The organism is Streptomyces sp. NPDC050625 (assembly GCF_040654755.1).
Classification (GTDB): Bacteria; Actinomycetota; Actinomycetes; order Streptomycetales; family Streptomycetaceae; genus Streptomyces.
Genome location: NZ_JBFAIQ010000002.1, coordinates 399,360 through 421,338 on the forward strand (window position 1 = coordinate 399,360; position 21,979 = coordinate 421,338).

Genomic DNA, 21,979 nt, shown 5'->3' on the forward strand with positions numbered 1-21,979 from the left:
CAGTGGGGCCGAGCAGCCCGCCCCACTCTCTCTCGTCGTCGAACCAGTCGCCTGGACGCCTAGGGGGCGTCCCGTGGATCCCGCCGGGGTCGCGGGGTCTGGCACGCACATCTGCCGCGTTGTCGTCACTCGCCGACGCTCCGCGTCGACTCCCTCCTCCGCCTTGCAGCTGCACGCTCCCCCAAGCTCTCGGCTTCGCTCGACCAGGGGGCACCCCCATGACCCCGCTCGGGTCCGCTGAGAGAGGCTGCTCCTCGGAGTCGGCCGGATCCACGGGACGCCCCCTAGCGGCGGGCATATTCGCGGAAGCCGCGGCCGGTCTTGCGGCCGAGGCAGCCCGCGGCCACCAGGTGCTCCAGGAGCGGTGCCGGAGCGAGGCCCGGGTCGCGGAACTCGCGGTGCAGGACCTTCTCGATCGCCAGGGAGACATCGAGCCCGACCACGTCCAGGAGCTCGAACGGGCCCATCGGGTAGCCGCCGCCCAGCTTCATCGCCGCGTCGATGTCGTCAAGAGACGCATAGTGCTCCTGCACCATCTTGATCGCGTTGTTGAGGTACGGGAAGAGCAGCGCGTTGACGATGAATCCGGCCCGGTCGCCACAGTCGACGGCGTGCTTCTTGATCCTGCCGCAGACCTCGCGGACCGTGGCGTGCACGTCGTCGGTGGTCAGCACCGTACGGACGACCTCGACGAGCTTCATGGCCGGCGCCGGGTTGAAGAAGTGCATGCCGATCACGTCCTGCGGACGCGAGGTGGCGCGGGCGCAGGCCACGACGGGCAGCGAGGACGTGGTGGTCGCCAGGACCGCGCCCGGCTTGCAGACCTTGTCCAGCGTCGCGAACAGCTGCTGCTTGATCTCCAGGTCCTCGGCGACGGCCTCGACGGCCAGGTCGACCTCGGCGAAGGCCTCGTAGGAGCCCGCCGGTGTGATCAGGTCGAGGGTTTTCGCGGCGGCCTCGGCGGTCATCCGCCCCTTGTCGACGCTGCGCGCCAGGGACTTGCCGATGCGGGCCTTGGCGGCCTGCGCCTTCTCGTCGCTGCGCGCGGCGAGGACCACCTGGTAGCCGGCCTTGGCGAAGACCTCGGCGATGCCGGAGGCCATGGTGCCGGAACCCGCGACACCGACCGAGTGGACGGAACGGCCCTGTGTGAGGGTGCCGCCCTCCAGCGGGGTCAGCGCGTCCCGCACGACCGTGGCGCTGCCCGGCGCCTCGTAGGTGTAGAAGCCGCGGCCGGACTTGCGGCCGGTCAGGCCCGCCTCGCTGAGCTGCTTGAGGATCGGGGCGGGAGCGTGCAGCCGGTCGCGGGACTCGGCGTACATGGCGTCCAGGACGGTCCGGGCGGTGTCGATGCCGATCAGGTCGAGCAGGGCCAGCGGGCCCATCGGCAGACCGCAGCCGAGCCGCATCGCGGCGTCTATGTCCTCGCGGGAGGCGTACTTCGCCTCGTACATCGCGGCGGCCTGGTTGAGGTAGCCGAACAGCAGCCCGTCCGCGACGAACCCGGGGCGGTCACCGACGGCGACCGGCTCCTTGCCGAGCTCGATGGCGAGGTCCGTGACCGCGGCGACGGCCTGCGGCGCGGTCAGCACGCAGGAGACGACCTCGACCAGGCGCATCGCCGGGGCCGGGTTGAAGAAGTGCAGGCCGAGCACGCGCTCGGGGCGCGCGGAGTCGGCGGCGAGCCGGGTCACCGAGAGGGCGTTGGTGCCGGTCGCGATGATGGTCTCCGGGCGGACGATGCCGTCCAGTTCACGGAAGATCTGGTGCTTGGTCCCGTACGACTCCGGGGCCACCTCGATGACGAGGTCGGCGTCGGCGGCGGCACGCAGGTCGGTGGAGGTGCGGACGCGGGCGAGCAGCTCCGTGCGCTCCTGCTCGGTGAGCCGCTCGCGCTCCACGGCGCGGGCGGTGGAGGACTCCAGGGCGGCGAGCGACTGGGCGGCGGCGGCCTCGCTGATGTCGATGCCGACGACCTGGCGGCCGGCCTTCGCGAGGACTTCGGTGATGCCGGTGCCCATGGTGCCGAGGCCGACGACGGCAATGGTCTTGAGCGGGGACAGAGGGGTGTCGGACAGGGGAGTGGCCATCGCGGGACTCCTGGAGAAGAGGGTGACGACTGATGAACGCGCCCAGGTGCGCCGAAGAGGCGCACCGGGTGCGGAATGGAGTGCGGGTGTAGCCGGGCTGCAAGCGCACACGCCCGGTGCCGTCCGCCGCGGGCGCGCACACGCCCGGGGAGCGGCTGAGAACCGACCGGCTCTGTCCCGAAGCCGAGTCGTACTGGTGGTACGCGGGGTACCGAACCGACCTGCACTCACGACGGCTGCGTCACCAAACCGTCGTAAGCAGATGCGCGAGTGGGTGACTCGCTCGTATGAGCTTAACCGGTGGGTAACGAGCGCGCCAGCCCCCGAGTTTGTGATGTAGGTCCCCACTGCCGCAGGACCCGCCTAATGTGGGCTTCGTGGACGAAGAGTTGCGATCGCTCACGGAGCGTCTACGGCAGGAGTCGCGCGGCACGGCGGCGTACGAGCGTCTGCTGGCGACCGGGGACCACGACGAACTGGCCGATGTGCTCACCGCGCCCGGACAGCCGCTGTGGGCGCGGGAGCTGGCCGCGTTCCGGCTGGGGGTGGTGGGCGACCGGCGCGCCTTCGAGTCCCTCGTGCTGCTGCTCAACCACCGCGATCCGCCGCGTTGCGCCTCCGCCGCCTACGCCCTCGCCCGGCTCGACGACCCCCGCACCGCCCGCGCGGCCGCCGCCCTGGCCACCAACGAACTGCGCGTCGCCTACGCCCTGCATCCCGTACGGCTCCTGGTCGAGCTGCGCGCCCCCGAGGCCGTGCCCGCGCTGATCACCACCCTGGAGCGCCGGCTGCGCCCGCACGACCCCTATCGCCGGGTGGCCCTCGCCTGCGTGGAGGGCCTCGGCACGCTCGGCGACGTCCGCGCGAGACGCGTCCTCAGCGAGGCACTGGCCCACCCGACCCTCGCCGAGGCAGCCGTACACGCACTGTCCCGAATCCCGAAGCCACGGTGACCTGCGGTCAGCGGGGCAGCTCCATCGCGTACCGCACCTCGGGCACGGCGACACCGTCCACCTCGAAGGGCTCCTCGGCGCCGTCGGCACGGAATCCCGCCCGCTCGTAGAAGCGCCGGGCGCGCTTGTTCTCCTTGAGGACCCACAGATACATACGGGCGTGCAGGGGCACGCACCGCCGCACCGAGCTCTCCAGCAGCGCCCGTCCGACCCCGCTCCCCAGATGCGCGGAGTCGACGTAGATCGCGTACAGCTCACCGTCCCCGGTACGCCTTTCACCGTCCCGGTACGGCCCGTACGCCGCCCAGCCGACGACCTCGCCGCCCCGCTCGGCGACGAGGTTCACCACCCCGTCCCCGGTGTGCCGGGAGAAGCGGGCGCGCCGCCGCTCGGCGTCCTCCGCCACGCTGAGCCCGTCGAGGTGGGACTGCGGCATGAGCCCCTGGTAGGCGCGCTGCCAGCCACGGACCCGTATCTCGGAGACGCGGTCGCAGTCGGCGAGGGCCATGACGCGGATGAGAGGAGGAGTGCCGTCCATGGCCGCACTCTAAGGAACGGTCCGGCGCAGTGGCCCGTGATTATTCGTCCACGATCGCGAACGCCTCGATCTCCATGAGGAACTGCGGCCCCACCAGCGCGGCCACCTGTACGGCCGACGCCGCCGGGAGTCGGTCGTCGGGTATGTGCGCGGCGCGAGCGGTGCGGATCGCCGGCATGTGTGCCATGTCCGTGACGAAGTAGGTGAGTTTGACGACGTTCTCGAAGGTCGCCCCGGCGGCGGCCAGACAGCGCCTCAGGTTCTCGAACACCTGGTGTGCCTGGGCCGCCGGATCGCCCTCGCCGACGAGCCGGCCCTCCTCGTCCAGGGCGAGCTGACCGGAGACGGCGACGAAACGCCCGGTGCCCAGCACGACATGGCTGTACTGGGCCGCGGGCGCGACGCCTTCGGGGGCGGGAATCCTGGTCGGCTCACTCATGGGTCCATGGTGGACCAGGGGTCTGACAACGCCCCCGGTGGGCCTTCCGTTCTCATGGTCGTCGCAGCACCCCGGCTCAAGGGGTGCGAGAGGCTTCGAGATCCGGGAAGCCCGCAGCGCGGGTCCAACGGGACGCCGACGGCCTACCTGTCCGCACACGCCCCGATGACCTGGCGGGCGCGGACGCTCGACCGGGGCCCGGCCGAGCGCCTCGTCAAGCGCCTGGCCGTGGCCAGTTGATCACCTGTGTCGCAGCGGCCCCGGAATCAGTGCCGGATGCCGAGCAGGCCGTGCAGGGTCGAGCCGCCGGAGGAGATGGAGGCCGTCTTGGTGGTCAGTGGCGTCGGGTCCGGTGTCCTGCGGCACACTGCGTCGGCCTCGCCGGTGCCGCGCGGGACCTTGCCGTTGGTCAGGTAGGTGGCCAGGTGCTTGTCCAGGCAGTTGTTCCCGCTCAGGGTGACGCCGTGGTTCCCGCCGCCGTCCTCGACCACCAGGCTGGAGCCGACCAGCAGACGGTGGGTCGTGACACCGCCCTCGTACGGGGTGGCCGCGTCGTTCGTCGCCTGGAAGAGCAGCGTCGGCGGGAGCTGGGCGTTGGCGATGTTCACCGGCTTCAGCGAGGCCGTCGGCCAGAACGCGCACGGTGCGTTGTACCAGGCGTTGTTCCAGGTCATGAAGGGCGCCTTCTCGTACGCCGCCCAGCCGTCCCCGCGCCACCGGTCCCAGCTGCGCGGCCAGGAGGCGTCACGGCACTGGACCGCGGCGTAGACGCTGTAGTTGTTCTCGCCCACGGAGTCGACGGCGGCGAGCTTGCCGTACAACGCGACCAGCAGGTCCGGGCTCTTGTGGTTCACGTACGCCGCGAACGCGTCGGCCAGATAGGGCCAGTAGCCGTTGTAGTAGCCGCCGGGCATGAACGTGTCCTCCAGCTCGGAGGCCCCGACCTTGCCGCCGGTCGGCTTCTTGGCGAGCGCCGCCCGCATCGCGTACCACTTGGCCTCGACCTTCGCCGGATCGGTGCCGAGCCGGTACGTCGAGTCGTACTTGGCGATCCAGGCCATGAGAGCGCGGTGACGGTCGTTGAAGGCGTGGTCCTGGGCGAGGTTGTCGTCGTACCAGACGCCCTTGGGGTTCACGATCGAGTCCAGGACGAGGCGGCGTACCCGCTCGGGGAACAGCTTGGCGTAGACGGCGCCGAGGTAGGTGCCGTACGAGTAACCCAGGTAGTTGATCTTCTTCGCGCCGAGCGCCTGCCGGATCGCGTCCAGGTCCCGCGCGGAGCTGACGGTGTCGATGAAGGGCAGGACGCTCGCGTACTTCTTGGCGCACGCGGCGGCGAACCCCGCCGCGCGCGTGAGGCCCGCCCGTTCGAGGGCGGCCGTGCGGGGGGCGGAGTCCGGGCGCACCGGCTTGAAGTACCCCGGCTCGCAGTTCAGGGCGGGGGTGCTCGCACCGACGCCGCGCGGGTCGAAGCCGATGACGTCGTACTGCGCGGCCACCGTCTTGGGCAGCGCGGACGCCACGAACCCGGCGAGCATCAGCCCGCTGGCCCCCGGGCCGCCGGGGTTGACCAGCAGCGGGCCCTGGTAGGTCTTGGCGGTGTGCGGGACGCGCGAGACGGCGAGCGTGATCTGCCGTCCGGACGGGTGCGTGTGGTCGAGCGGCACCTTCACGGAGGCGCACTGGAGCGTCGGATAGTCGGCGGTGCCGCATTTCTTCCAGGTGAGTTTCGCGGCCGGGGCCGCCTGCGCGGGGACGGCCGTGAACGAACCGGCCAGCACGACCGCGGCAGCGCACAGCACGGCTGCGCGTGTTCCCATGGGTCCTCCCGGGACGCAGGGTGTGCGGACCGCGAGGGCCACGGTCCTCGCCGCATCGTCCCGGAGTGGGAGCCCGGAAGAACATGTTATGGCAATAATTGACCCAATTGGGTTGGATGTTGCCCTCGAACGCTCTCAGAGCAGAGTGAGTTGGGTCGGTTCGGACATTCCGGCCCCAGGGGGTGTGGACCCGGCGGAACCGGCGGGTTCGGCCGGCTCGGGCGGGCGGATCCGGCGCGGCATCCCCGCGCGCGTGGGGCCGATGCCGTACTCCTGTGCCAGTTCATGGACCTGACGGGTGATCCGGCGCTGGTACCACTTCGGCGCGTACGCGCCCTCCGCGTACAGCCGCTCGTAGCGGCGCACCAGGTGCGGATGGTGCGCCGACAGCCAGGACATGAACCACTCACGGGCCCCCGGCCGCAGATGCAGCACCAGCGGGGTCACGGAGGTGGCCCCGGCGGCCGCGATCGCCCGCACCGTGGCGCGCAGTTGGGCCGGGTCGTCGCTCAGGAACGGGACCACCGGCGCCATCAGCACCCCGCAGCCGATGCCGTGCTCGCCGAGCGTCCGCACGACCTCCAGACGCCGCTCGGGCGCGGGCGTGCCCGGCTCGACCGTGCGCCACAGGGCGGGGTCGGTGAAGCCGACGGAGACCGAGATGCCGACGTCCGTGACCTCGGCCGCCTGCTTCAGCAGGTCGAGGTCGCGCAGGATCAGGGTGCCCTTCGTCAGGATGGAGAAGGGGTTCGCGTGGTCGCGCAGGGCGGAGATGATGCCCGGCATCAGGCGGTAGCGGCCCTCGGCGCGCTGGTAGCAGTCGACGTTCGTGCCCATCGCGACGTGCTCGCCCTGCCAGCGGCGCGAGCCGAGCTGGCGGCGCAGCAGCTCCGGCGCGTTCACCTTGACCACGATCTGGGTGTCGAAGCCGATCCCGGTGTCGAGGTCCAGATAGCTGTGCGTCTTGCGCGCGAAGCAGTACACGCACGCGTGCGTGCAGCCCCGGTACGGATTGACCGTCCACTCGAACGGCATGCGCGAGGCGCCCGGCACCCGGTTGAGGATCGAGCGGGCCCGGATCTCGTGGAAGGTGATCCCGCGGAACTCGGGCGTGTCGAAGGTGCGGGTGGTCACCGCGTCCGCGCCGAACAGCGCCGCGTCGGCGGCCCGGCCGTGTTCGGACTCCACTGTGAGGTTCTCCCAGCGCATGACGCCTCCTCGGTAGTACTGCGCACAGAATAGAACACCTGTTCGCATGATCGTGCAAGGGTGTTTTCCGATCGCTTCGGACAGCCGGAGGCACCCCGATTTGGGCGGCCGGGGACCGGGGTGGTTGGCTTTGCCCAACCCCGAGAACTCAGGTCCTGGAGGAAGTCAATGGCGCAGGTCGAGGCCACTACGGAGCGGGTCGTCGCGGCGAACGCGGAGAAGGTGTTCGACGCCCTCGCCGATTACAGCGGCACGCGCGAGCGGCTGCTGCCCGAGCACTTCAGCGAGTACGAGGTGCGCGAGGGCGGCGACGGCGAGGGCACCGTCGTCCACTGGAAGCTCCAGGCCACCAGCAAGCGCGTCCGCGACTGCCTCCTGGAGGTCAGCGAGCCGACCGACGGCGAGCTGGTGGAGAAGGACCGCAACTCCTCCATGGTCACCACCTGGCGCGTCACCCCCGCCGGTGAGGACAGGTGCAGGGTCGTCGTGACCAGCACCTGGAAGGGTGCCGGCGGCATCGGCGGCTTCTTCGAGCGGACGTTCGCGCCCAAGGGTCTCGGCCGGATCTACGACGCGATCCTCGCCAAGCTCGCCACTGAGGTCGAGAAGTAGCCCCGAAGGGCCAAACGACAAGCAGGGAAGGCGGGTTGATCCCTCACCGGTTCGAGTGGATCTCCGATTCGCCGCCCTGAGTGGCCGTAACTCGTCGCGCTTGCTCGCAGTTGTCGATTTACGCGTGGATTTACGCGGAATTCGTGCGGCAGCGCGACGAGGGGAGCGGTACGTGGGCGGGACGCTGGTGCAGGACGAACCGGCCGTGGCACCTTCGGACGACCCCGTTCCGCTCCCCGGGTCCGCGGCCCAACTCCGCCCGCGTCGCGTCCGGTTGGTGTTCTTCGGGCTGATGCTCGCCCTGCTCCTGGCGGCGCTCGACCAGATGATCGTCGCCACCGCGCTGCCCAGGATCGTCGGTGAACTGCACGGCCTGGACCGGATGTCCTGGGCGATCACCGCGTATCTGCTCACCGCGACCGTCGGCCTGCCCGTCTACGGCAAGCTGGGCGACCTCCTCGGCCGCAAGGGCGTCTTCCAGTTCGCCATCGCCGTCTTCGTGATCGGCTCGGCGCTCGCCGGCCGGGCCCGGAGCATGGACCAGCTGATCGCCTTCCGCGCGGTCCAGGGCATCGGCGCGGGCGGCCTGCTGATCGGCGTGCAGGCGATCATCGCGGACATCGTGCCGCCCCGGCAGCGCGGCCGCTACATGGGCCTCATCGGCGCGGCCTTCGGCCTCGCCTCCGTCGCCGGCCCGCTGCTCGGCGGCTACTTCACCGACCATCTCTCCTGGCGCTGGTGCTTCTACGTCAACGTGCCCTTCGGCCTGCTCACCCTGGCCGTCGTCACCATGGTGCTCAAGCTTCCCAAGCCAGAGGTCCGGGCGCGCTTCGACGTCGTCGGCGCGCTGCTGCTCGCCGCGGTGTCCACCTGCCTGGTCCTGCTGACCAGTTGGGGCGGCACCGAGTACGCCTGGGACTCGCGGCAGATCCTCGGCCTCGGCGCGGGCGCGCTGGCCGCCGCCGTCCTCTTCCTCGTGGCCGAGCTGCGCGCCGCCGAACCCCTCATCCCGCTCAGACTGTTCAAGGACTCCGTCTTCAACGTCACCGGTCTGGCAGGCCTGGTGACCGGCGTCGCGCTGTTCGGGGCCGCCAGCTATCTGCCCACCTTCCTGCAGATGGTCGACGGCGCCTCGGCCACCGAGTCGGGCCTGCTGATGCTGCCCATGATGGCCGGTATCGTCGGCGCCTCGATCCTTTCCGGGCAGCTCATCAGCCACACCGGCCGCTACAAGCTCTTCCCGGTCCTCGGCGGCCTGCTCTCGGTCGCCGGCATGTGGCTGCTGTCCCGGCTCGGCGTCGACACGCCCCGGCTGCACTACAGCATCTGGATGGCCGTCCTCGGCGCCGGCATCGGCATGGTGATGCCCGTGCTGGTCCTCGCCGTGCAGAACTCCGTGCGCCCCGCCGACCTCGGCACCGCCACCAGCGCCAACAACTACTTCCGGCAGATCGGCGGCAGCGTCGGCGCCGCCGTCTTCGGCACCCTCTTCGCCGACCGGCTCGCCGACGCCCTGCACCGGCGTCTGCCCGCACACACGGGCGCCCGGCTCCCCGACCCGGAGTCCCTCACCCCGCAGCTCGTGCACGCGCTGCCCCCGGAGCTGCGCGACGCCTACGTCCGCGCCTACGCCGACGCGATGCCCCGGATCTTCCTCTACCTCGTCCCGGTGCTCGGCCTCGGCCTGCTCATCGCCTTCTTCCTCAAGGAGAAACCGCTGGTGTCCCACAACACCCCCGCCACCCACCAGCAGGCCGCACCGGTGAACGCCCCGATCCCGCAGGCACGCCCCCAGCCTTCGGCCGGGGGGACCCCCAGCTCGCTTCGCTCGCCCTTCGCCGCCGGAGTCCCCGTCTGCGGCACGGTGCAGCACTCCGACGGAACCGTGGTGCCCCGGGCCGCGCTCACCCTCATCGACGTGGCGGGACAGCAGATCGGGCGCGGCGCGAGCGGGGAGGACGGCCGGTATGCGCTGTCCACGCCCGGCTCGGGGGCGTACGTCCTGATCGCCGCGGCGGGCGGCCATCAGCCGCAGGCGGTGTCCGTGACCGTCGGCGAGCGGCCCGTCGAACTCGACGTCGTCCTCGGCGGCGCCGGACGCCTCGCGGGCACCGTGCTGACCGCGGACGGCGCCCCCGTGCGGGACGCCGCCGTCACGCTCACCAACGTCCACGGCGAGGTCGTCGCGAGCACCCGCACCGGGCGCGAGGGCGGATACGTCATCGGCGAGCTGGTGGCCGGGGAGTACACCCTCGCCGCCAGCGCGCCCGCCTTCCGGCCCGCCGCGCTCCCCGTCAGCGTGCAGGCCTCCCGGGAGACCCGGCAGGACGTGGAGCTCGCGGGCGGTGCCCTGCTGCGCGGCACCGTGCGGGCCGGCGACGGACGGCCCGTCGAGGACGCGCGCGTGACCCTGCTCGACGCGGCCGGGAACGTCGTGGACACGCTCACCACCGGTGCCGACGGAACGTTCCGGTTCGTCGACCTCTCCTCCGGCGAATACACCGTCATCGCGGCCGGTTACCCGCCGGTTGCCACCGTGCTCCAAGTGGCGGGCGGAGGACGGACGGAGCGGGATCTCCAGCTGGGACACGAGGACTGACGCACCATCGGGGGCGCTCCCGGGCGATCAAGTGAAACCAATTCCAGGATTGCCACACATCGCGACGAGCGGTCCCCGTACGGTAGTGGCGGGCGGCACAGATCTATGCGGAGCCGTGGGGAGAGAGGGCCTTGGCCATGGACCGTGGCACCGAGAGGGACACACCTCCCAGCCGCGGAGCTGGGGACGGCGCGGCGGGCACCGTCGCGTCCGGGCGCATCCCGCTGGCCGTGGTGGTCGTCGACCGCGACGGGCTGGTCTCCCACTGGAGCAGCGGCGCGCGGCGGCTGTTCGGCGTGACCAGGGAGGACGCCGTGGGGCGTCCCGCCGGCGATCTCCTGCCGGTCTCCGGCGCACTGCCCGACGGCCCCCAGGCCGAACCGCTGCTGGACTCCTCCGGACCCTACGAGGCCTACGACGGGCTGGGGCCCGATCTGGAGGCCTCGCTCGGCGGCCGTACCGCCTACGCGACGGCGGGCCGGGCCCGGATCTCCCAGCGGGACGGCGAACGGCCCGCACGGGACGACCCCGGTTCCGGGCCCGGCGACCGGCGGCTCGACGTGCTGTGGTGGGCCTACCCGCTGGTCGGCCCGGGGCCCGCACGGCTCCTGGTGCTCGCCGCCGACGCGGCGCGCCTGCGTGCCGAGCGCGGCTACGACGCGGAGACCGCCGAACGGATCTCACCCGGTTTCGCCCGTTACACCGAACTCCCCGCGTTCGACGAACTCGCCCGGCGGCTGCCCGAGATCCTGCCCAACATGGGTCCAGGACTGAGCGGCCGCATCGTCTCCCAGGTGCTCGAACTCGGCTACCCGGTCATGGAGTTCAGCCAGTACGACCGGGTGCCGGTGACACCCGACTGGGGCGTGCCCCGACGCGCCGGACGCAGCCGCGCCGAGTCCGTGCCGCGGGAGGGGACGGCGGTCGTCGTCCCGGCCGGCGCCGAGCACGAGCTGGAGTACGCCGCCGTGCGCGAGCGGCTGGAGTTCCTCAACGAGGTCAGCTCCGGCATCGGCTCCTCCCTCGACCTGGGCGAGACCATTCGCGAGGTCACCAACGCCGCCGTGCCCCGTTTCGCCGACTTCGCCGGCACCCATCTGCGCTCGGCGGTCCTGGCGGGCGAGGGCTTCCCGGACGGCCCGCCCGACGCGACCACCGTGATGCACCGGGTCTGGGTCGAGCACAACGACGAGCCCGGCCGCTGGGACGACACCGTGCCGGTCGGCGAGACCTTCGCCTTCCCCGAGCACACCCCGTTCTACAAGTGCATGGTCACCGGCGAACCGGTCCTCATCGAGAGGGTCACCGAGGAGCTGGGCAACCGCATTTCCGGCGAGTTCGAGAAGCGCGACCTCAGGCCGCTGATCAACGGACGCTCCCTCCTGATCGTCCCGCTCAAGGCGCGCAACGTCGTCCTCGGCTTCATGGTGCTGATGCGCCGCCCCGACCGTGCGGCCTTCGACGACATGGACCGGACCACCGGCGCCGAACTCGCCGCCCGGGCAGGCCTCGTGCTCGACAACGCCCGCATGTACACGTACCAGGAGAACGTCGCCGACACCCTCCAGGACAGCATGCTGCCGCAGGTCACCCCGCGCATGCCCGGCTGTGACGTGGCCACCCGCTATCTGCCCGGCACCCGGCTCGGCCGGATCGGCGGCGACTGGTTCGACACCATCAAACTGCCCGCCTCGCGCACCGCTCTCGTGGTCGGTGACGTCATGGGACACGGCCTCAACTCCGCCGCGATGATGGGCCAGTTGCGGACGGCCGTGCAGACCATGGCCACCATGGAGACCCCGCCCGCCCAACTGCTGCGCAATCTCGACGACCTGGCCCGACGGCTCGGCGAGAACTACCTCGCCACCTGTCTGTACGCCGTGTACGACCCGATCCGCGGTGAGCTGCAGCTCTCCAACGCAGGGCACATCCCGCCCGTCCTGGTACGCGCCGAGGACGGCAGCAGCGAACTGCTCGAACTGCCCACCGGCGCGCCCATAGGAGTGGGCGGCGTCCCCTTCGAGGCCGTCGTCGTGCCGGTCTCGCCCGGGGACCGGCTGGTGCTGTGCACCGACGGCCTGGTGGAGGTGCGCGGAGCCGACATCGGCGAGGGCCTCGCCGCGCTCTGCGAGTCGGCCGCACACCCCGCGGCCTCGATGGACGACGCCTGCGACACGATCATCCGGGCACTGAACACGCGCGGCGGCCGCAAGGACGACGTCGCGCTGCTCATGGCCCGGCTCAACGGCATCCCGGCCGAGGACGTCGCCGAGTGGCACCTGTCCTGCGACCCGCGCGAGGTGGCACGTGCCCGTCGACTGGTCCGCGCCCAGCTGCTGGAGTGGGGCCTCGACGACGCGGTGGACACGGCGGAGCTGCTGATCAGCGAGGTCGTCAGCAATGCCGTACAGCACGCGGGCGGTGCCCGGATCGGGCTGCGGCTGGTCCGCACCGACGCATTGCTGTTCGAGGTCACGGACGACGAACCGGAGCTGCCCGCCCTGCTCGGCGCGGGCGTGTACGACGAGTCGGGCCGCGGCCTGCGCGTGGTCAGCCGCCTGGCCCGCGAGTGGGGCGCCAGCGCTGCCGGGCACCGCAAGACCGTGTGGTTCGAGCAGTCCCTGACACCGCCTCGGCGCAGGACCTGAGGGGCGGGACCTGAGGGGCGCGCGTCCAAACAGAGTGCGCCCCTGGGCGTGCGCGGGCCGGAAGTTCTGGTGGAGGTTGGCGCTTCCCTCTTGCCGTGCGCCCGCTCACCGCGATACTCCGATCACGGAACCGACCGGTGGGGAGCGGATATGAACATTTCGGCGGACTACCGCAATTCCTGGGAGAGTTACTGGCGGGAGACTTCCGACAGACCGGGTGAGGCGATCTGGGACTCGGACCCCTCACTGACGGCGGTGCCGCACAGTGAACTGCTTCTGCACTATGCGGACGACGCGCGCGCCATCGTCGACCTCGGCTGCGGCAACGGCACCCAGACGCGGTATCTGGCCACCCGGTTCGCGAAGGCCGTCGGCGTCGATCTCTCGCACGCCGCCATCGACCACGCCCGCCGTGCGGCGGGCGGCGACACCGTCGAGTTCGAGCAACTCGACCTCACCGAGACCGAAGCGGTGCGCGCGCTGCACGCCCGTCTCGGCGACAGCAACGTGTACATGCGCGCCGTCATCCATCAGAGCGAGCCGTCGGCCCGGCCCCTGGTGGCCGACGCGGTCGCCGAGATCATCGGTGCCCGGGGGCGGGCGTTCGTCGTCGAACTCACGTCGGCCTCCCGGCAGGTGCTGCAGCGCGCGGCGGCGGATCCCGGCGGGCCGCCGCCCAAGCTGCGCCGGGTGTTCCAGCACGGGCTCAAGCCCGCCGACGCGTCGGACGAGGAGATTCCGAAGCTGCTGGGGGAAGCGGGACTCGAAATCCTCGCGAGCGGCGAAACGACCCTGCCCCAGACCGAGTACATGTCCGACGGCACCCGGATCGACCTGCCCGCACGCTGGTTCGTCCTGGCCGGCCGCGGCAGGGTGGCGTAGGCCGGGTCCCCGGCCCCTGCCCCGGGCGCGGGTCCCGCCTGCTGGTCTGCCCCGCCGTTCGCGCGTAACGTGACGGAGCATGAAGATCCTCATCTCTGCGGACATGGAGGGCGCCACGGGTGTCACCTGGCCGGCGGACGTACTGCCGGGGACACCGCAGTGGGAGCGGTGCCGGGCGATGTTCACCTCGGACGTCGACGCCGCGGTGCGCGGGTTCTACGACGGCGGCGCGGACGAGGTGATCGTCAACGAGGCGCACTCGTCCATGCGCAACCTGCTCCTGGAGCGGCTGGACGAGCGGGTGCGGATGCTCACCGGGCGGCACAAGTCGCTGTCCATGGTGGAGGGCGTGCAGCACGGGGACGTGGACGGCATCGCGTTCGTCGGCTACCACGCGGGCGCCGGCGCGGAGGGCGTCCTCGCGCACACCTACCTGGCGAACTCCATCACCGGGGTGTGGCTCAATGACGTACGGGCCAGTGAGGGGCTGCTGAACGCGCATGTCGTCGCCGAGTACGGGGTGCCCGTCGTGCTCGTCACCGGCGACGACGTGGCCTGCGAGGACGCGCTCGGCTACGCCCCGGAGGCGCTCAAGGTCGCGGTCAAGGACCATGTGTCGCGGTATGCGGCCGTGTGCCGCACCCCGGCCAGGACCGCCGCCGACATCCGCGCCGCGGCCAAGGAGGCGGCCGCGCTGGCGGTGCGTCACGAGCCGGTGCGGGGCGGGCCGTTCACCATCGCCCTGGAATTCGACGCCGAGCACCTGGCGCAGGCCGCGACCGTCGTACCGGGGGTCGCACGGGTCGGGGAGCGGAAGGTGGCGTACACCAGCGGCACCATGTACGAGGGGATCCGGACGTTCAAGGCGGTCACCACGATCGTCTCGGCCGCGGTGGAGGAGCAGTATGGCTGACGCGCAGGCGCTGGACGAGGTCGTCCGGTTCACCTCGGAACTGATCCGGATCGACACGACCAACCGGGGCGGCGGGGACTGCCGCGAGCGGCCGGCCGCCGAGTACGCCGCCGAGCAGCTGGCCGGGGCCGGTCTCGAGCCCTCGATGCTGGAGCGCACCGCCGGGCGGACCAACGTCGTCGCCCGGATCGAGGGCACCGACCCGTCCGCCGACGCGCTGCTCGTGCACGGACACCTCGACGTGGTGCCCGCGCGGGCCGAGGACTGGAGTGTGCACCCGTTCTCCGGGGAGGTCCGCGACGGGGTCGTGTGGGGCCGGGGCGCGGTCGACATGAAGAACATGGACGCGATGGTCCTGGCGGTCGTACGGGCCTGGGCCCGGGAAGGCGTACGGCCCCGGCGCGACATCGTGGTCGCGTTCACCGCCGACGAGGAGGCCAGCGCCGAGGACGGCTCCGGGTTCCTGGCCGACCGGCACGGCGCGCTGTTCGAGGGCTGTACGGAGGGCGTCAGCGAGTCGGGCGCGTACACCTTCCACGACGGGACCGGACGGCAGATCTACCCCATCGCCGCGGGCGAGCGCGGCACCGGCTGGCTGAAGCTCACCGCGCGCGGGCGGGCCGGGCACGGCTCCAAGGTCAACCGGGAGAACGCGGTGACCCGGCTCGCCGCCGCGATCACCCGGATCGGCGCGCACGAGTGGCCGCTGAGGCTCACCCCGACCGTGCGGGCCTCCCTCACCGAACTCGCGGCCCTGTACGGCATCGAGGCGGACCTGAGCGACGTGGACCGGCTCCTGGACAAGCTCGGCCCGGCCGCGAAGCTCGTCGAGGCCACCGTCCGCAACAGCGCCAACCCGACGATGCTGGAGGCCGGTTACAAGGTCAACGTCATCCCCGGGGAGGCGGTCGCCTACGTCGACGGGCGGTATCTGCCCGGCGGCGAGGACGAGTTCCGTTCGACGCTCGACCGGCTGACCGGACCCGACGTGGAGTGGGAGTTCCACCACCGGGAGGTCGCCCTGCAGGCCCCGGTGGACTCGCCGACGTACGCGAAGATGCGTGCCGCCGTGCAGGAGTTCGCGCCCGAGGGGCACGTGGTGCCGTTCTGCATGTCGGGCGGCACGGACGCCAAGCAGTTCTCACGGCTGGGCATCACCGGGTACGGCTTCACACCGCTGAGGCTCCCCGAGGGCTTCGACTACCAGGCGATGTTCCACGGGGTCGACGAACGCGTCCCGGTCGAGGCGCTGCACTTCGGCGTCCGGGTCCTCGACCGCTTCCTGCGGACGGCCTAGAGGCGGTGGAAGACGACGTGCGGACCCTGGCGTACGGTTCCTGGCCCTCGCCCGTCGACGCGGCCCTGGCCGCCGCGCACGACGGATCCCCCGAGTGGGTCGACTTCGTCGGGGACGAGACGTGGTGGACCGAGCCGCGGCCCGAGGAGAACGGCCGCCGGACGCTGGTGCGCAGGCGGGCGGACGGCCGGGAGGAGTCCGTCCTGGCCGCTCCGTGGAACGTGCGCAGCCGGGTCGTCGAGTACGGCGGACGGCCGTGGGCCGGGACCGTGCGGGGCGAGGCGCCGTTCGTGGTGTTCACGCACTTCGCGGACCAGCGGCTGTACGCGTACGAGCCCGGCGGCGAGCCGCGCCCGCTGACCCCCGTCTCCTCCGTGGGCGGTGGACTGCGCTGGGCGGAGCCGCAGTTGGACCTGCGACGCGGCGAAGTGTGGTGCGTGCTGGAGGAGTTCACGGGAGAGGGCCCCGGCGATCTGCGCCGGGTCCTGGCCGCGGTGCCCCTGGACGGATCGGCGGCAGCGGACCGGGGCGCCGTACGTGAACTCACCGAGGAACGCCACCGGTTCGTCACCGGCCCCCGGATCTCGCCCGACGGGCGGCGCGCCGCCTGGCTCGCCTGGGACCATCCGCGGATGCCGTGGGACGGCACGGAGCTGGTCCTGGCCGAGATCGGCGACGACGGCACGCTGCACGGGGCGCGGACGGTGGCCGGGGGAGCCGAGGAGGCCGTCGCCCAGGTCGAGTGGTCGGCGGACGGCCGTCTGCTCTACGCGAGCGACCGCGGCGGCTGGTGGAACCTCTACCGCGACGGCGAACCGCTGTGCCCGCGCGAGGAGGAGTTCGGCGGACCGCTGTGGAAGCTCGGCCACCGCTGGTTCGCCCCGCTGCGCAGCGGGCTGATCGCCGTCGTGCACGGCCGCGGCACCACCGCCCTCGGGATACTGGACCCGGAGACCGGCGAGGTGGTCGACGCCGCCGGGCCATGGACCGAGTTCACGCCCACGCTCGCGGTGCACGGGGAGCGGGTCGTCGGCGTCGGCGCCAGCCCGCGCAGCGCGTACGAGGTCGTGGAGCTGGACATACGGACCGGCCGGGCCCGGGTGGCCGGTGCCCCGCACCAGGACCCGGTGGACCCCGCCTTCTACCCCGAACCGCAGATCCGCACCTTCACCGGACCCGAGGGACGCGAGGTGCACGCCCACATCTACCCGCCCCACCATCCCGGCTGCGTCGCCCCACCCGGTGAGCTGCCGCCGTATGTCGTCTGGGCGCACGGCGGACCCACCGGCCGGGCGCCACTGGTGCTCGACCTGGACATCGCCTACTTCACCTCGCGCGGCATCGGGGTCGCCGAGGTGAACTACGGCGGCTCGACCGGGTACGGCCGCGCGTACCGCGAGCGGCTGCGCGAGCAGTGGGGCGTCGTGGACGTCGAGGACTGCGCGGCGGTGGCGCTGGCCCTCGCCGACGAGGGCACCGCCGACCGGGCCCGGCTCGCGATCCGGGGCGGCAGCGCCGGCGGCTGGACCACCGCGGTCTCCCTGACCGCGACCGACGTCTACGCCTGCGGCACGATCCGCTATCCCGTGCTGGACCTCGCGTCCTGGGGCTCCGGGGAGACCCATGACTTCGAGTCCCGGTACCTGGAGAGCCTGGTCGGGCCGCTCGCCGAGGTCCCGGGCCGGTATGCGCAGCGCTCGCCCGTCGAGCACGCCGACCGGCTCACCGCGCCCTTCCTGCTGCTCCAGGGCCTGGACGACGTCATCTGCCCGCCCGCGCAGTGCGAGCGCTTCCTCGCCCGCATCGAGGGGCGGCGGGTGCCGCACGCGTACATCGCCTTCGAGGGGGAGGGACACGGGTTCCGGCGGGCCGACACCCTGGTGCGCGCGCTGGAGGCGGAGCTCTCGCTGTACGCTCAGGTGTTCGGGCTGAACCCGCCCGGAGTACCGAAGCTGGAGCTGGCCAAGTGAAACGACTCCGACGGCCGTCCCGGCTGGCCCCGGGCGCCCGGGTGGCCGTGGTCGCTCCCAGCGGACCGGTCGCCGAGGAGCGCCTGCAGGCCGGTCTCGACCTGCTGCGCGGGTGGGACCTGGAACCGGTTCTCGCCCCCCACGCCCTGGACGTGCACGCGGACCTCGGCCATCTGGCGGGCGCCGACGCCGACCGCGCCGCGGACCTGGAGCGCGCCTGGTGCGACCCGTCCGTGGACGCCGTGTTCTGCGCCCGCGGCGGCTACGGCGCACAGCGCATGGTCGACCTCCTCGACTGGGAGGCGATGCGCGCCGCCGGGCCCAAGGTGTTCGTGGGCTTCAGCGACATCACCGTCCTGCACCAGGCCTTCGCCACCCGGCTGGGCCTGGTCACCCTGCACGGCCCGGCGGCTGCCGGTGTCGACTTCATCAAGAACGAGCGGGCGCGCGAGCATCTGCGGGCCACGCTCTTCGCCCCGGAGACGGTGCGCACCCTCACCTCCCGCGGTACGGCCCTCGTGCCGGGGCGGGCCCGGGGGGTCACGCTCGGCGGCTGTCTGAGCATGCTCGCCAGCGACCTCGGCACACCCCACGCCCACCCGGGTGCCCGGGGCGGGCTGCTGATGATCGAGGACGTCGGCGAACAGCCGTACAGGATCGACCGGCTGCTGACCCAGCTGCTGCGCACCGGCTGGCTGGACGGGGTCTCGGGGATCGGGCTCGGGTCCTGGAGCGGCTGCGGACCCTATGAGCGGGTGCGGGCCGTGCTCGCCGACCGGCTCGGCGGCCTCGGGGTGCCCGTGCTGGAGGAGCTCGGATTCGGCCACTGCGAGGGGGCGTCGACGATCCCGTTCGGGTCGGCGGCAGAACTCGACGCGGACGCGGGCACGTTGACGCTGGACGAGCCCGCCCTGCGCTGATCCTCACCCGGAAGGTCGCGTCCGGCGGCGGGCTCCTCGGCCAGGCCGTAGGGTGGCGAGATGCCGCACACCGCATCCCGCTATCTCGCCGAAGGCCCCCGCGTCGGTATACGCCACTTCACCTACGACGACGGTCCGGAGTTCGCGGCCCGGGCCCGGGAGAGCAAGGACCTGCACCACCCGTGGCTGTTCCCGCCGGCCACGGAGGAGGCGTACGCCGCCTACGCGGGGCGGCTGATCGAGGACCCGACCAAGGCCGGCTTCCTGGTCTGCGAGAAGGACAGCGGGGCCATCGCCGGGTTCATCAACATCAACAACATCGTCGGGGGCGGCTTCCAGTGCGGCGCCCTCGGCTACGGCGCCTTCGCGCACGCGGCCGGGCGCGGGCTGATGCGCGAGGGCCTGGACCTGGTGATCGGCCATGCCTTCGGACCGATGCGGCTGCACCGGCTGGAGATCAACGCACAGCCCGGCAATGCCGCCTCCATCGCCCTCGCCCGCGGCGCCGGCTTCCGGCACGAGGGCTTCTCGCCCGACATGATCTACATCGACGGCGCCTGGCGGGACCACGAGCGGTGGGCGATCACCGCCGAGATGCGGGCTTCCGGTTGATCTTCATGGTGTCGAGGTCGGTGACCGTCGACTTCAGACCCGTGAAGCCGTGGCCGAGGCCCCGCAGCGTGGTCTCGGCGCGGTCCTCGGCGATCGCCGCCGCCATCTCCTCGCCGTCGGCCGCGTCCGACACCACCACGTACCGCATCGAGAAGTGCTTCAGCGGCGACGGCTCGTACGACAGCGTGCCCTCCTCGGTGAACCGCATGCTGGTCAGCCCGTGCTCGGCCGCCCCGGCCAGCAGCCGCTCCCGGCTCTCGTCGCTCAGCCCGTCCCAGGTGCCCCGCACGATGACCCGGTAGGTGTGCTGCTCGCTCATTGCGCCGTTCCGTCCCTTGCCGATACCGATGGACGACCGACTGTACGTCGGCGGGACGCACCCCCACACAAAATTTCACGGCCCCCGACGCCCCCTCCGACCCGGCCTCGTGGCGGCCTTTGCGGAATCCTGACCGGTACGTCCCCTGGCCGGTTCGGCGGTCGGCGGGTTCCATGGTGATCGTGACGACGATCCGACGTGACGTACTGACCCTGCCCGCCGCGGAGTTGGGAACGGACAACCCGCTGCCCCCGTTGCGGCCGCTCGACGAGGTCCACCGCATCGAGGACCGCGACCGGGGGGACCTGCCCCGGGACATGGCCCGGCAGCTCGGTTACGAGCCGCTGCGCAGTCTGCTGCCCGTGCGCGTCCGGGACGGGTACGGAAGAGTGCGCGAACCCCGTGCCGTCGACGCGCTCGTGATCGAGAACGACCGGCTGCGCGCCACGGTCCTGCCCGGCCTCGGCGGCCGCGTCGTGTCGCTGGTCCAGCTGCCGTCCGGCCGTGAACTCCTCTACCGCAACCCGGTGTTCCAGCCCGCGAACTTCGCCCTCAACGGCGCCTGGTACTCCGGCGGCATCGAGTGGAACATCGGCGCCACCGGCCACACCACCCTCTCCTGCGCACCCCTGCACGCCGCCCGCGTCCCCGCCCCCGACGGCGGCCAGATGCTGCGCCTGTGGGAGTGGGAGCGGCTGCGCGACCTGCCCTTCCAGGTCGACCTGTGGCTGCCCGACGGCTCCGACTTCCTGTACGTCGGCGTCCGGATCCGCAACCCCCACGAGCGGCCCGTGCCCACCTACTGGTGGTCCAACATCGCCGTGCCCGAGGAGTGTCGGGTGCTCGCCCCGGCCGAGGAGGCCTGGCACTTCGGCTACGAGCGCCGACTGCACCGGGTGCCCGTCCCGTCGTACGACGGCATCGACCGCACGTACCCGCTCAACAGCCCTTACGCCGCCGACTACTTCTACGAGGTGCCGGACGGCCGGCGGCGCTGGATCGCCGCGCTCGACGCGGACGGGCACGGGCTGGTGCAGACCTCGACCGATGCGCTGCGCGGCCGCAAGCTGTTCGTGTGGGGCTCGGGGCCGGGCGGCCGGCGCTGGCAGGAGTGGCTCACCGAACCCGGTACCGGCGGCTACTGCGAGATCCAGGCCGGGCTCGCCCGCACCCAGCTGGAGCATGTGCGGCTGGAGGCGGAGAGCGAGGTGTCCTGGCTGGAGGCGTACGGGCCGTTCGACGCGCCGCCGCGGGGCGAGTGGCCCTCGGTGCTGCGCACGGCGGAGGCACGGCTGGAGACGGCCCTGCCGCGCGCGGACGTCGATGCCGCGTACGCGGCCTGGAAGCCGTGCGCCGACACCGAACCGGGCGAGCGGCTCGCCACCGGCTCCGGCTGGGGCGCGCTGGAGGTGCTGCGCGGCGATCTGAAGCTGCCCGGCACTCCGTTCGACGAGGCCACGCTGGGCGATGCCCAGACGCCCTGGCTGGAGCTGCTGCGCTCCGGGTCCCTGCCCGAACCGCGCCGGGTGCGGCCGCCCGGCCAGACGCTCGTCGCCGCGCACTGGCGGGACATGCTGGAGACCGCGCCCGCCACCCCGCTCACCGAGTACCACCTCGGCGTCGCCCAGTGGCACTCCGGCGACCGGGCGCAGGCGGTGCGCAGCTGGGAGCGCGCCCTGCCGCTCGCGCCCTCGCTGTGGCCGCTGCTGCGCTGTCTGGCCGTGGCCGACCAGGAGTCCGGCCACCACGAGCGGGCCGCCGACCGGTACGCCGAGGCATTCGACGACCTGTGCCAGGAGCGGCGCGACGACGGCGGCCTGTGGACGGCCGCCACCGCCGCGCTCGGCCGCGAGACCCTGCACGCACTGCTCAGGGTCCGGCGAGCGGCCCAGGCGCGTGCCGTGTGGGAGCGGCTGCTTCCGGCCGTCCGGGAGCGGGGCCGGTTCCGGCTCCTGGAGGCCGAGCTGCTGCTCGTGGAGGGCCGGCGCGAGGAGGCCAGGGCCGTCTTCGACGACGGCTTCGAGGTGGCCGACCTGCGGGAGGGGGACGAGACGATCGGCCGGCTGTGGGCCCGCCTCGGCGACGATCCGCTGCCCGGCCGCCACGACTTCCGTATGCGCCCCGACACGCCCTGATCCGGCCGGGGGCACTGCCGGGG

The 21,979-nt window shown here is 72.3% G+C and carries 17 protein-coding genes; 11 read left to right on the plus strand and 6 right to left on the minus strand.

Going from position 1 to position 21,979, the window contains the following annotated elements:
• Nucleotides 1-284 precede the first annotated feature (284 nt).
• The gene (locus AB0I54_RS06045) at nucleotides 285-2,090 is read right to left on the minus strand and encodes a 3-hydroxyacyl-CoA dehydrogenase family protein (RefSeq protein WP_363294680.1); all 1,806 of its coding nucleotides are present in this window, start codon (nucleotides 2,088-2,090) and stop codon (nucleotides 285-287) included.
• Between the two features lie 377 nt (nucleotides 2,091-2,467).
• On the opposite strand from AB0I54_RS06045, the gene AB0I54_RS06050 reads away from it, so the two are divergent.
• Nucleotides 2,468-3,043, plus strand: coding sequence for an adenylosuccinate lyase (locus tag AB0I54_RS06050; RefSeq protein WP_363294681.1), 576 nt, complete (start codon nucleotides 2,468-2,470; stop codon nucleotides 3,041-3,043).
• Nucleotides 3,044-3,050: 7 nt separating this feature from the next.
• Here AB0I54_RS06050 and AB0I54_RS06055 read toward each other — a convergent pair whose 3' ends face one another.
• From AB0I54_RS06055 to AB0I54_RS06070, 4 genes are all read right to left on the minus strand, one after another.
• On the minus strand, nucleotides 3,051-3,581 hold the full coding sequence (locus tag AB0I54_RS06055; protein WP_363294682.1) for a GNAT family N-acetyltransferase: 531 nt from the start codon (nucleotides 3,579-3,581) through the stop codon (nucleotides 3,051-3,053).
• Between the two features lie 40 nt (nucleotides 3,582-3,621).
• The gene (locus tag AB0I54_RS06060) at nucleotides 3,622-4,020 is read right to left on the minus strand and encodes a RidA family protein (RefSeq protein ID WP_363294683.1); all 399 of its coding nucleotides are present in this window, start codon (nucleotides 4,018-4,020) and stop codon (nucleotides 3,622-3,624) included.
• A gap of 266 nt (nucleotides 4,021-4,286) precedes the next feature.
• Complete coding sequence (locus tag AB0I54_RS06065) at nucleotides 4,287-5,840, minus strand: alpha/beta hydrolase (protein WP_363294684.1); 1,554 nt, start codon at nucleotides 5,838-5,840, stop codon at nucleotides 4,287-4,289.
• 135 nt (nucleotides 5,841-5,975) lie between these two features.
• Nucleotides 5,976-7,049 carry an Rv2578c family radical SAM protein gene (locus AB0I54_RS06070; RefSeq protein ID WP_363294685.1) on the minus strand — a complete coding sequence of 358 codons (1,074 nt, stop codon included), beginning with the start codon at nucleotides 7,047-7,049 and terminating at the stop codon, nucleotides 5,976-5,978.
• Between the two features lie 168 nt (nucleotides 7,050-7,217).
• On the opposite strand from AB0I54_RS06070, the gene AB0I54_RS06075 reads away from it, so the two are divergent.
• The 9 genes from AB0I54_RS06075 to AB0I54_RS06115 all read left to right on the plus strand — a co-directional run bounded on the left by AB0I54_RS06075 (nucleotide 7,218) and on the right by AB0I54_RS06115 (nucleotide 19,502).
• Nucleotides 7,218-7,661 carry an SRPBCC family protein gene (locus AB0I54_RS06075; RefSeq protein ID WP_363294686.1) on the plus strand — a complete coding sequence of 148 codons (444 nt, stop codon included), beginning with the start codon at nucleotides 7,218-7,220 and terminating at the stop codon, nucleotides 7,659-7,661.
• Between the two features lie 172 nt (nucleotides 7,662-7,833).
• Nucleotides 7,834-10,260, plus strand: a complete 2,427-nt coding sequence (locus tag AB0I54_RS06080; protein WP_363294687.1) for an MFS transporter — start codon at nucleotides 7,834-7,836, stop codon at nucleotides 10,258-10,260.
• A gap of 137 nt (nucleotides 10,261-10,397) precedes the next feature.
• On the plus strand, nucleotides 10,398-12,908 hold the full coding sequence (locus tag AB0I54_RS06085) for a SpoIIE family protein phosphatase (protein WP_363294688.1): 2,511 nt from the start codon (nucleotides 10,398-10,400) through the stop codon (nucleotides 12,906-12,908).
• 150 nt (nucleotides 12,909-13,058) lie between these two features.
• Nucleotides 13,059-13,790 carry a methyltransferase domain-containing protein gene (locus tag AB0I54_RS06090; protein WP_363294689.1) on the plus strand — a complete coding sequence of 244 codons (732 nt, stop codon included), beginning with the start codon at nucleotides 13,059-13,061 and terminating at the stop codon, nucleotides 13,788-13,790.
• Between the two features lie 79 nt (nucleotides 13,791-13,869).
• Nucleotides 13,870-14,703, plus strand: coding sequence for a M55 family metallopeptidase (locus AB0I54_RS06095; RefSeq protein ID WP_363294690.1), 834 nt, complete (start codon nucleotides 13,870-13,872; stop codon nucleotides 14,701-14,703).
• The gene (locus AB0I54_RS06100) at nucleotides 14,696-16,000 is read left to right on the plus strand and encodes a M20/M25/M40 family metallo-hydrolase (RefSeq protein ID WP_363294691.1); all 1,305 of its coding nucleotides are present in this window, start codon (nucleotides 14,696-14,698) and stop codon (nucleotides 15,998-16,000) included. Before AB0I54_RS06095 ends, AB0I54_RS06100 begins: the two co-directional genes overlap by 8 nt.
• Nucleotides 16,001-16,005: 5 nt before the next feature.
• Nucleotides 16,006-17,970: a prolyl oligopeptidase family serine peptidase gene (locus tag AB0I54_RS06105; protein WP_363294692.1), complete on the plus strand. Its 1,965-nt coding sequence runs from the start codon at nucleotides 16,006-16,008 to the stop codon at nucleotides 17,968-17,970.
• Nucleotides 17,967-18,890 (plus strand): LD-carboxypeptidase, encoded by a 924-nt coding sequence (locus tag AB0I54_RS06110; RefSeq protein WP_363294693.1) that lies wholly within the window; start codon nucleotides 17,967-17,969, stop codon nucleotides 18,888-18,890. Before AB0I54_RS06105 ends, AB0I54_RS06110 begins: the two co-directional genes overlap by 4 nt.
• 60 nt (nucleotides 18,891-18,950) lie before the next feature.
• Nucleotides 18,951-19,502: a GNAT family protein gene (locus AB0I54_RS06115; protein ID WP_363294695.1), complete on the plus strand. Its 552-nt coding sequence runs from the start codon at nucleotides 18,951-18,953 to the stop codon at nucleotides 19,500-19,502.
• On the opposite strand, the gene AB0I54_RS06120 is transcribed toward AB0I54_RS06115, so the two are convergent.
• Nucleotides 19,474-19,821, minus strand: a complete 348-nt coding sequence (locus tag AB0I54_RS06120) for a DUF6204 family protein (protein WP_363294696.1) — start codon at nucleotides 19,819-19,821, stop codon at nucleotides 19,474-19,476. The two genes, AB0I54_RS06115 and AB0I54_RS06120, sit on opposite strands and share 29 nt — an antisense overlap.
• A gap of 173 nt (nucleotides 19,822-19,994) precedes the next feature.
• On the opposite strand from AB0I54_RS06120, the gene AB0I54_RS06125 reads away from it, so the two are divergent.
• Entirely contained in the window at nucleotides 19,995-21,956 is a 1,962-nt protein-coding gene (locus AB0I54_RS06125; RefSeq protein WP_363294697.1) for a DUF5107 domain-containing protein, read from the plus strand.
• Nucleotides 21,957-21,979: the final 23 nt, after the last annotated feature.

Coding starts and splice junctions, on each gene's coding strand:
- AB0I54_RS06045 (WP_363294680.1), bottom strand. CDS start 2,090: ATGGCCACTCCCCTGTCCGACACCCCTCTGTCCCCGCTCAAGACCATT.
- AB0I54_RS06060 (WP_363294683.1), bottom strand. CDS start 4,020: ATGAGTGAGCCGACCAGGATTCCCGCCCCCGAAGGCGTCGCGCCCGCG.
- AB0I54_RS06120 (WP_363294696.1), bottom strand. CDS start 19,821: ATGAGCGAGCAGCACACCTACCGGGTCATCGTGCGGGGCACCTGGGAC.
- AB0I54_RS06065 (WP_363294684.1), bottom strand. CDS start 5,840: ATGGGAACACGCGCAGCCGTGCTGTGCGCTGCCGCGGTCGTGCTGGCC.
- AB0I54_RS06055 (WP_363294682.1), bottom strand. CDS start 3,581: ATGGACGGCACTCCTCCTCTCATCCGCGTCATGGCCCTCGCCGACTGC.
- AB0I54_RS06095 (WP_363294690.1), top strand. CDS start 13,870: ATGAAGATCCTCATCTCTGCGGACATGGAGGGCGCCACGGGTGTCACC.
- AB0I54_RS06085 (WP_363294688.1), top strand. CDS start 10,398: ATGGACCGTGGCACCGAGAGGGACACACCTCCCAGCCGCGGAGCTGGG.
- AB0I54_RS06075 (WP_363294686.1), top strand. CDS start 7,218: ATGGCGCAGGTCGAGGCCACTACGGAGCGGGTCGTCGCGGCGAACGCG.
- AB0I54_RS06100 (WP_363294691.1), top strand. CDS start 14,696: ATGGCTGACGCGCAGGCGCTGGACGAGGTCGTCCGGTTCACCTCGGAA.
- AB0I54_RS06090 (WP_363294689.1), top strand. CDS start 13,059: ATGAACATTTCGGCGGACTACCGCAATTCCTGGGAGAGTTACTGGCGG.
- AB0I54_RS06115 (WP_363294695.1), top strand. CDS start 18,951: ATGCCGCACACCGCATCCCGCTATCTCGCCGAAGGCCCCCGCGTCGGT.
- AB0I54_RS06125 (WP_363294697.1), top strand. CDS start 19,995: ATGGTGATCGTGACGACGATCCGACGTGACGTACTGACCCTGCCCGCC.
- AB0I54_RS06070 (WP_363294685.1), bottom strand. CDS start 7,049: ATGCGCTGGGAGAACCTCACAGTGGAGTCCGAACACGGCCGGGCCGCC.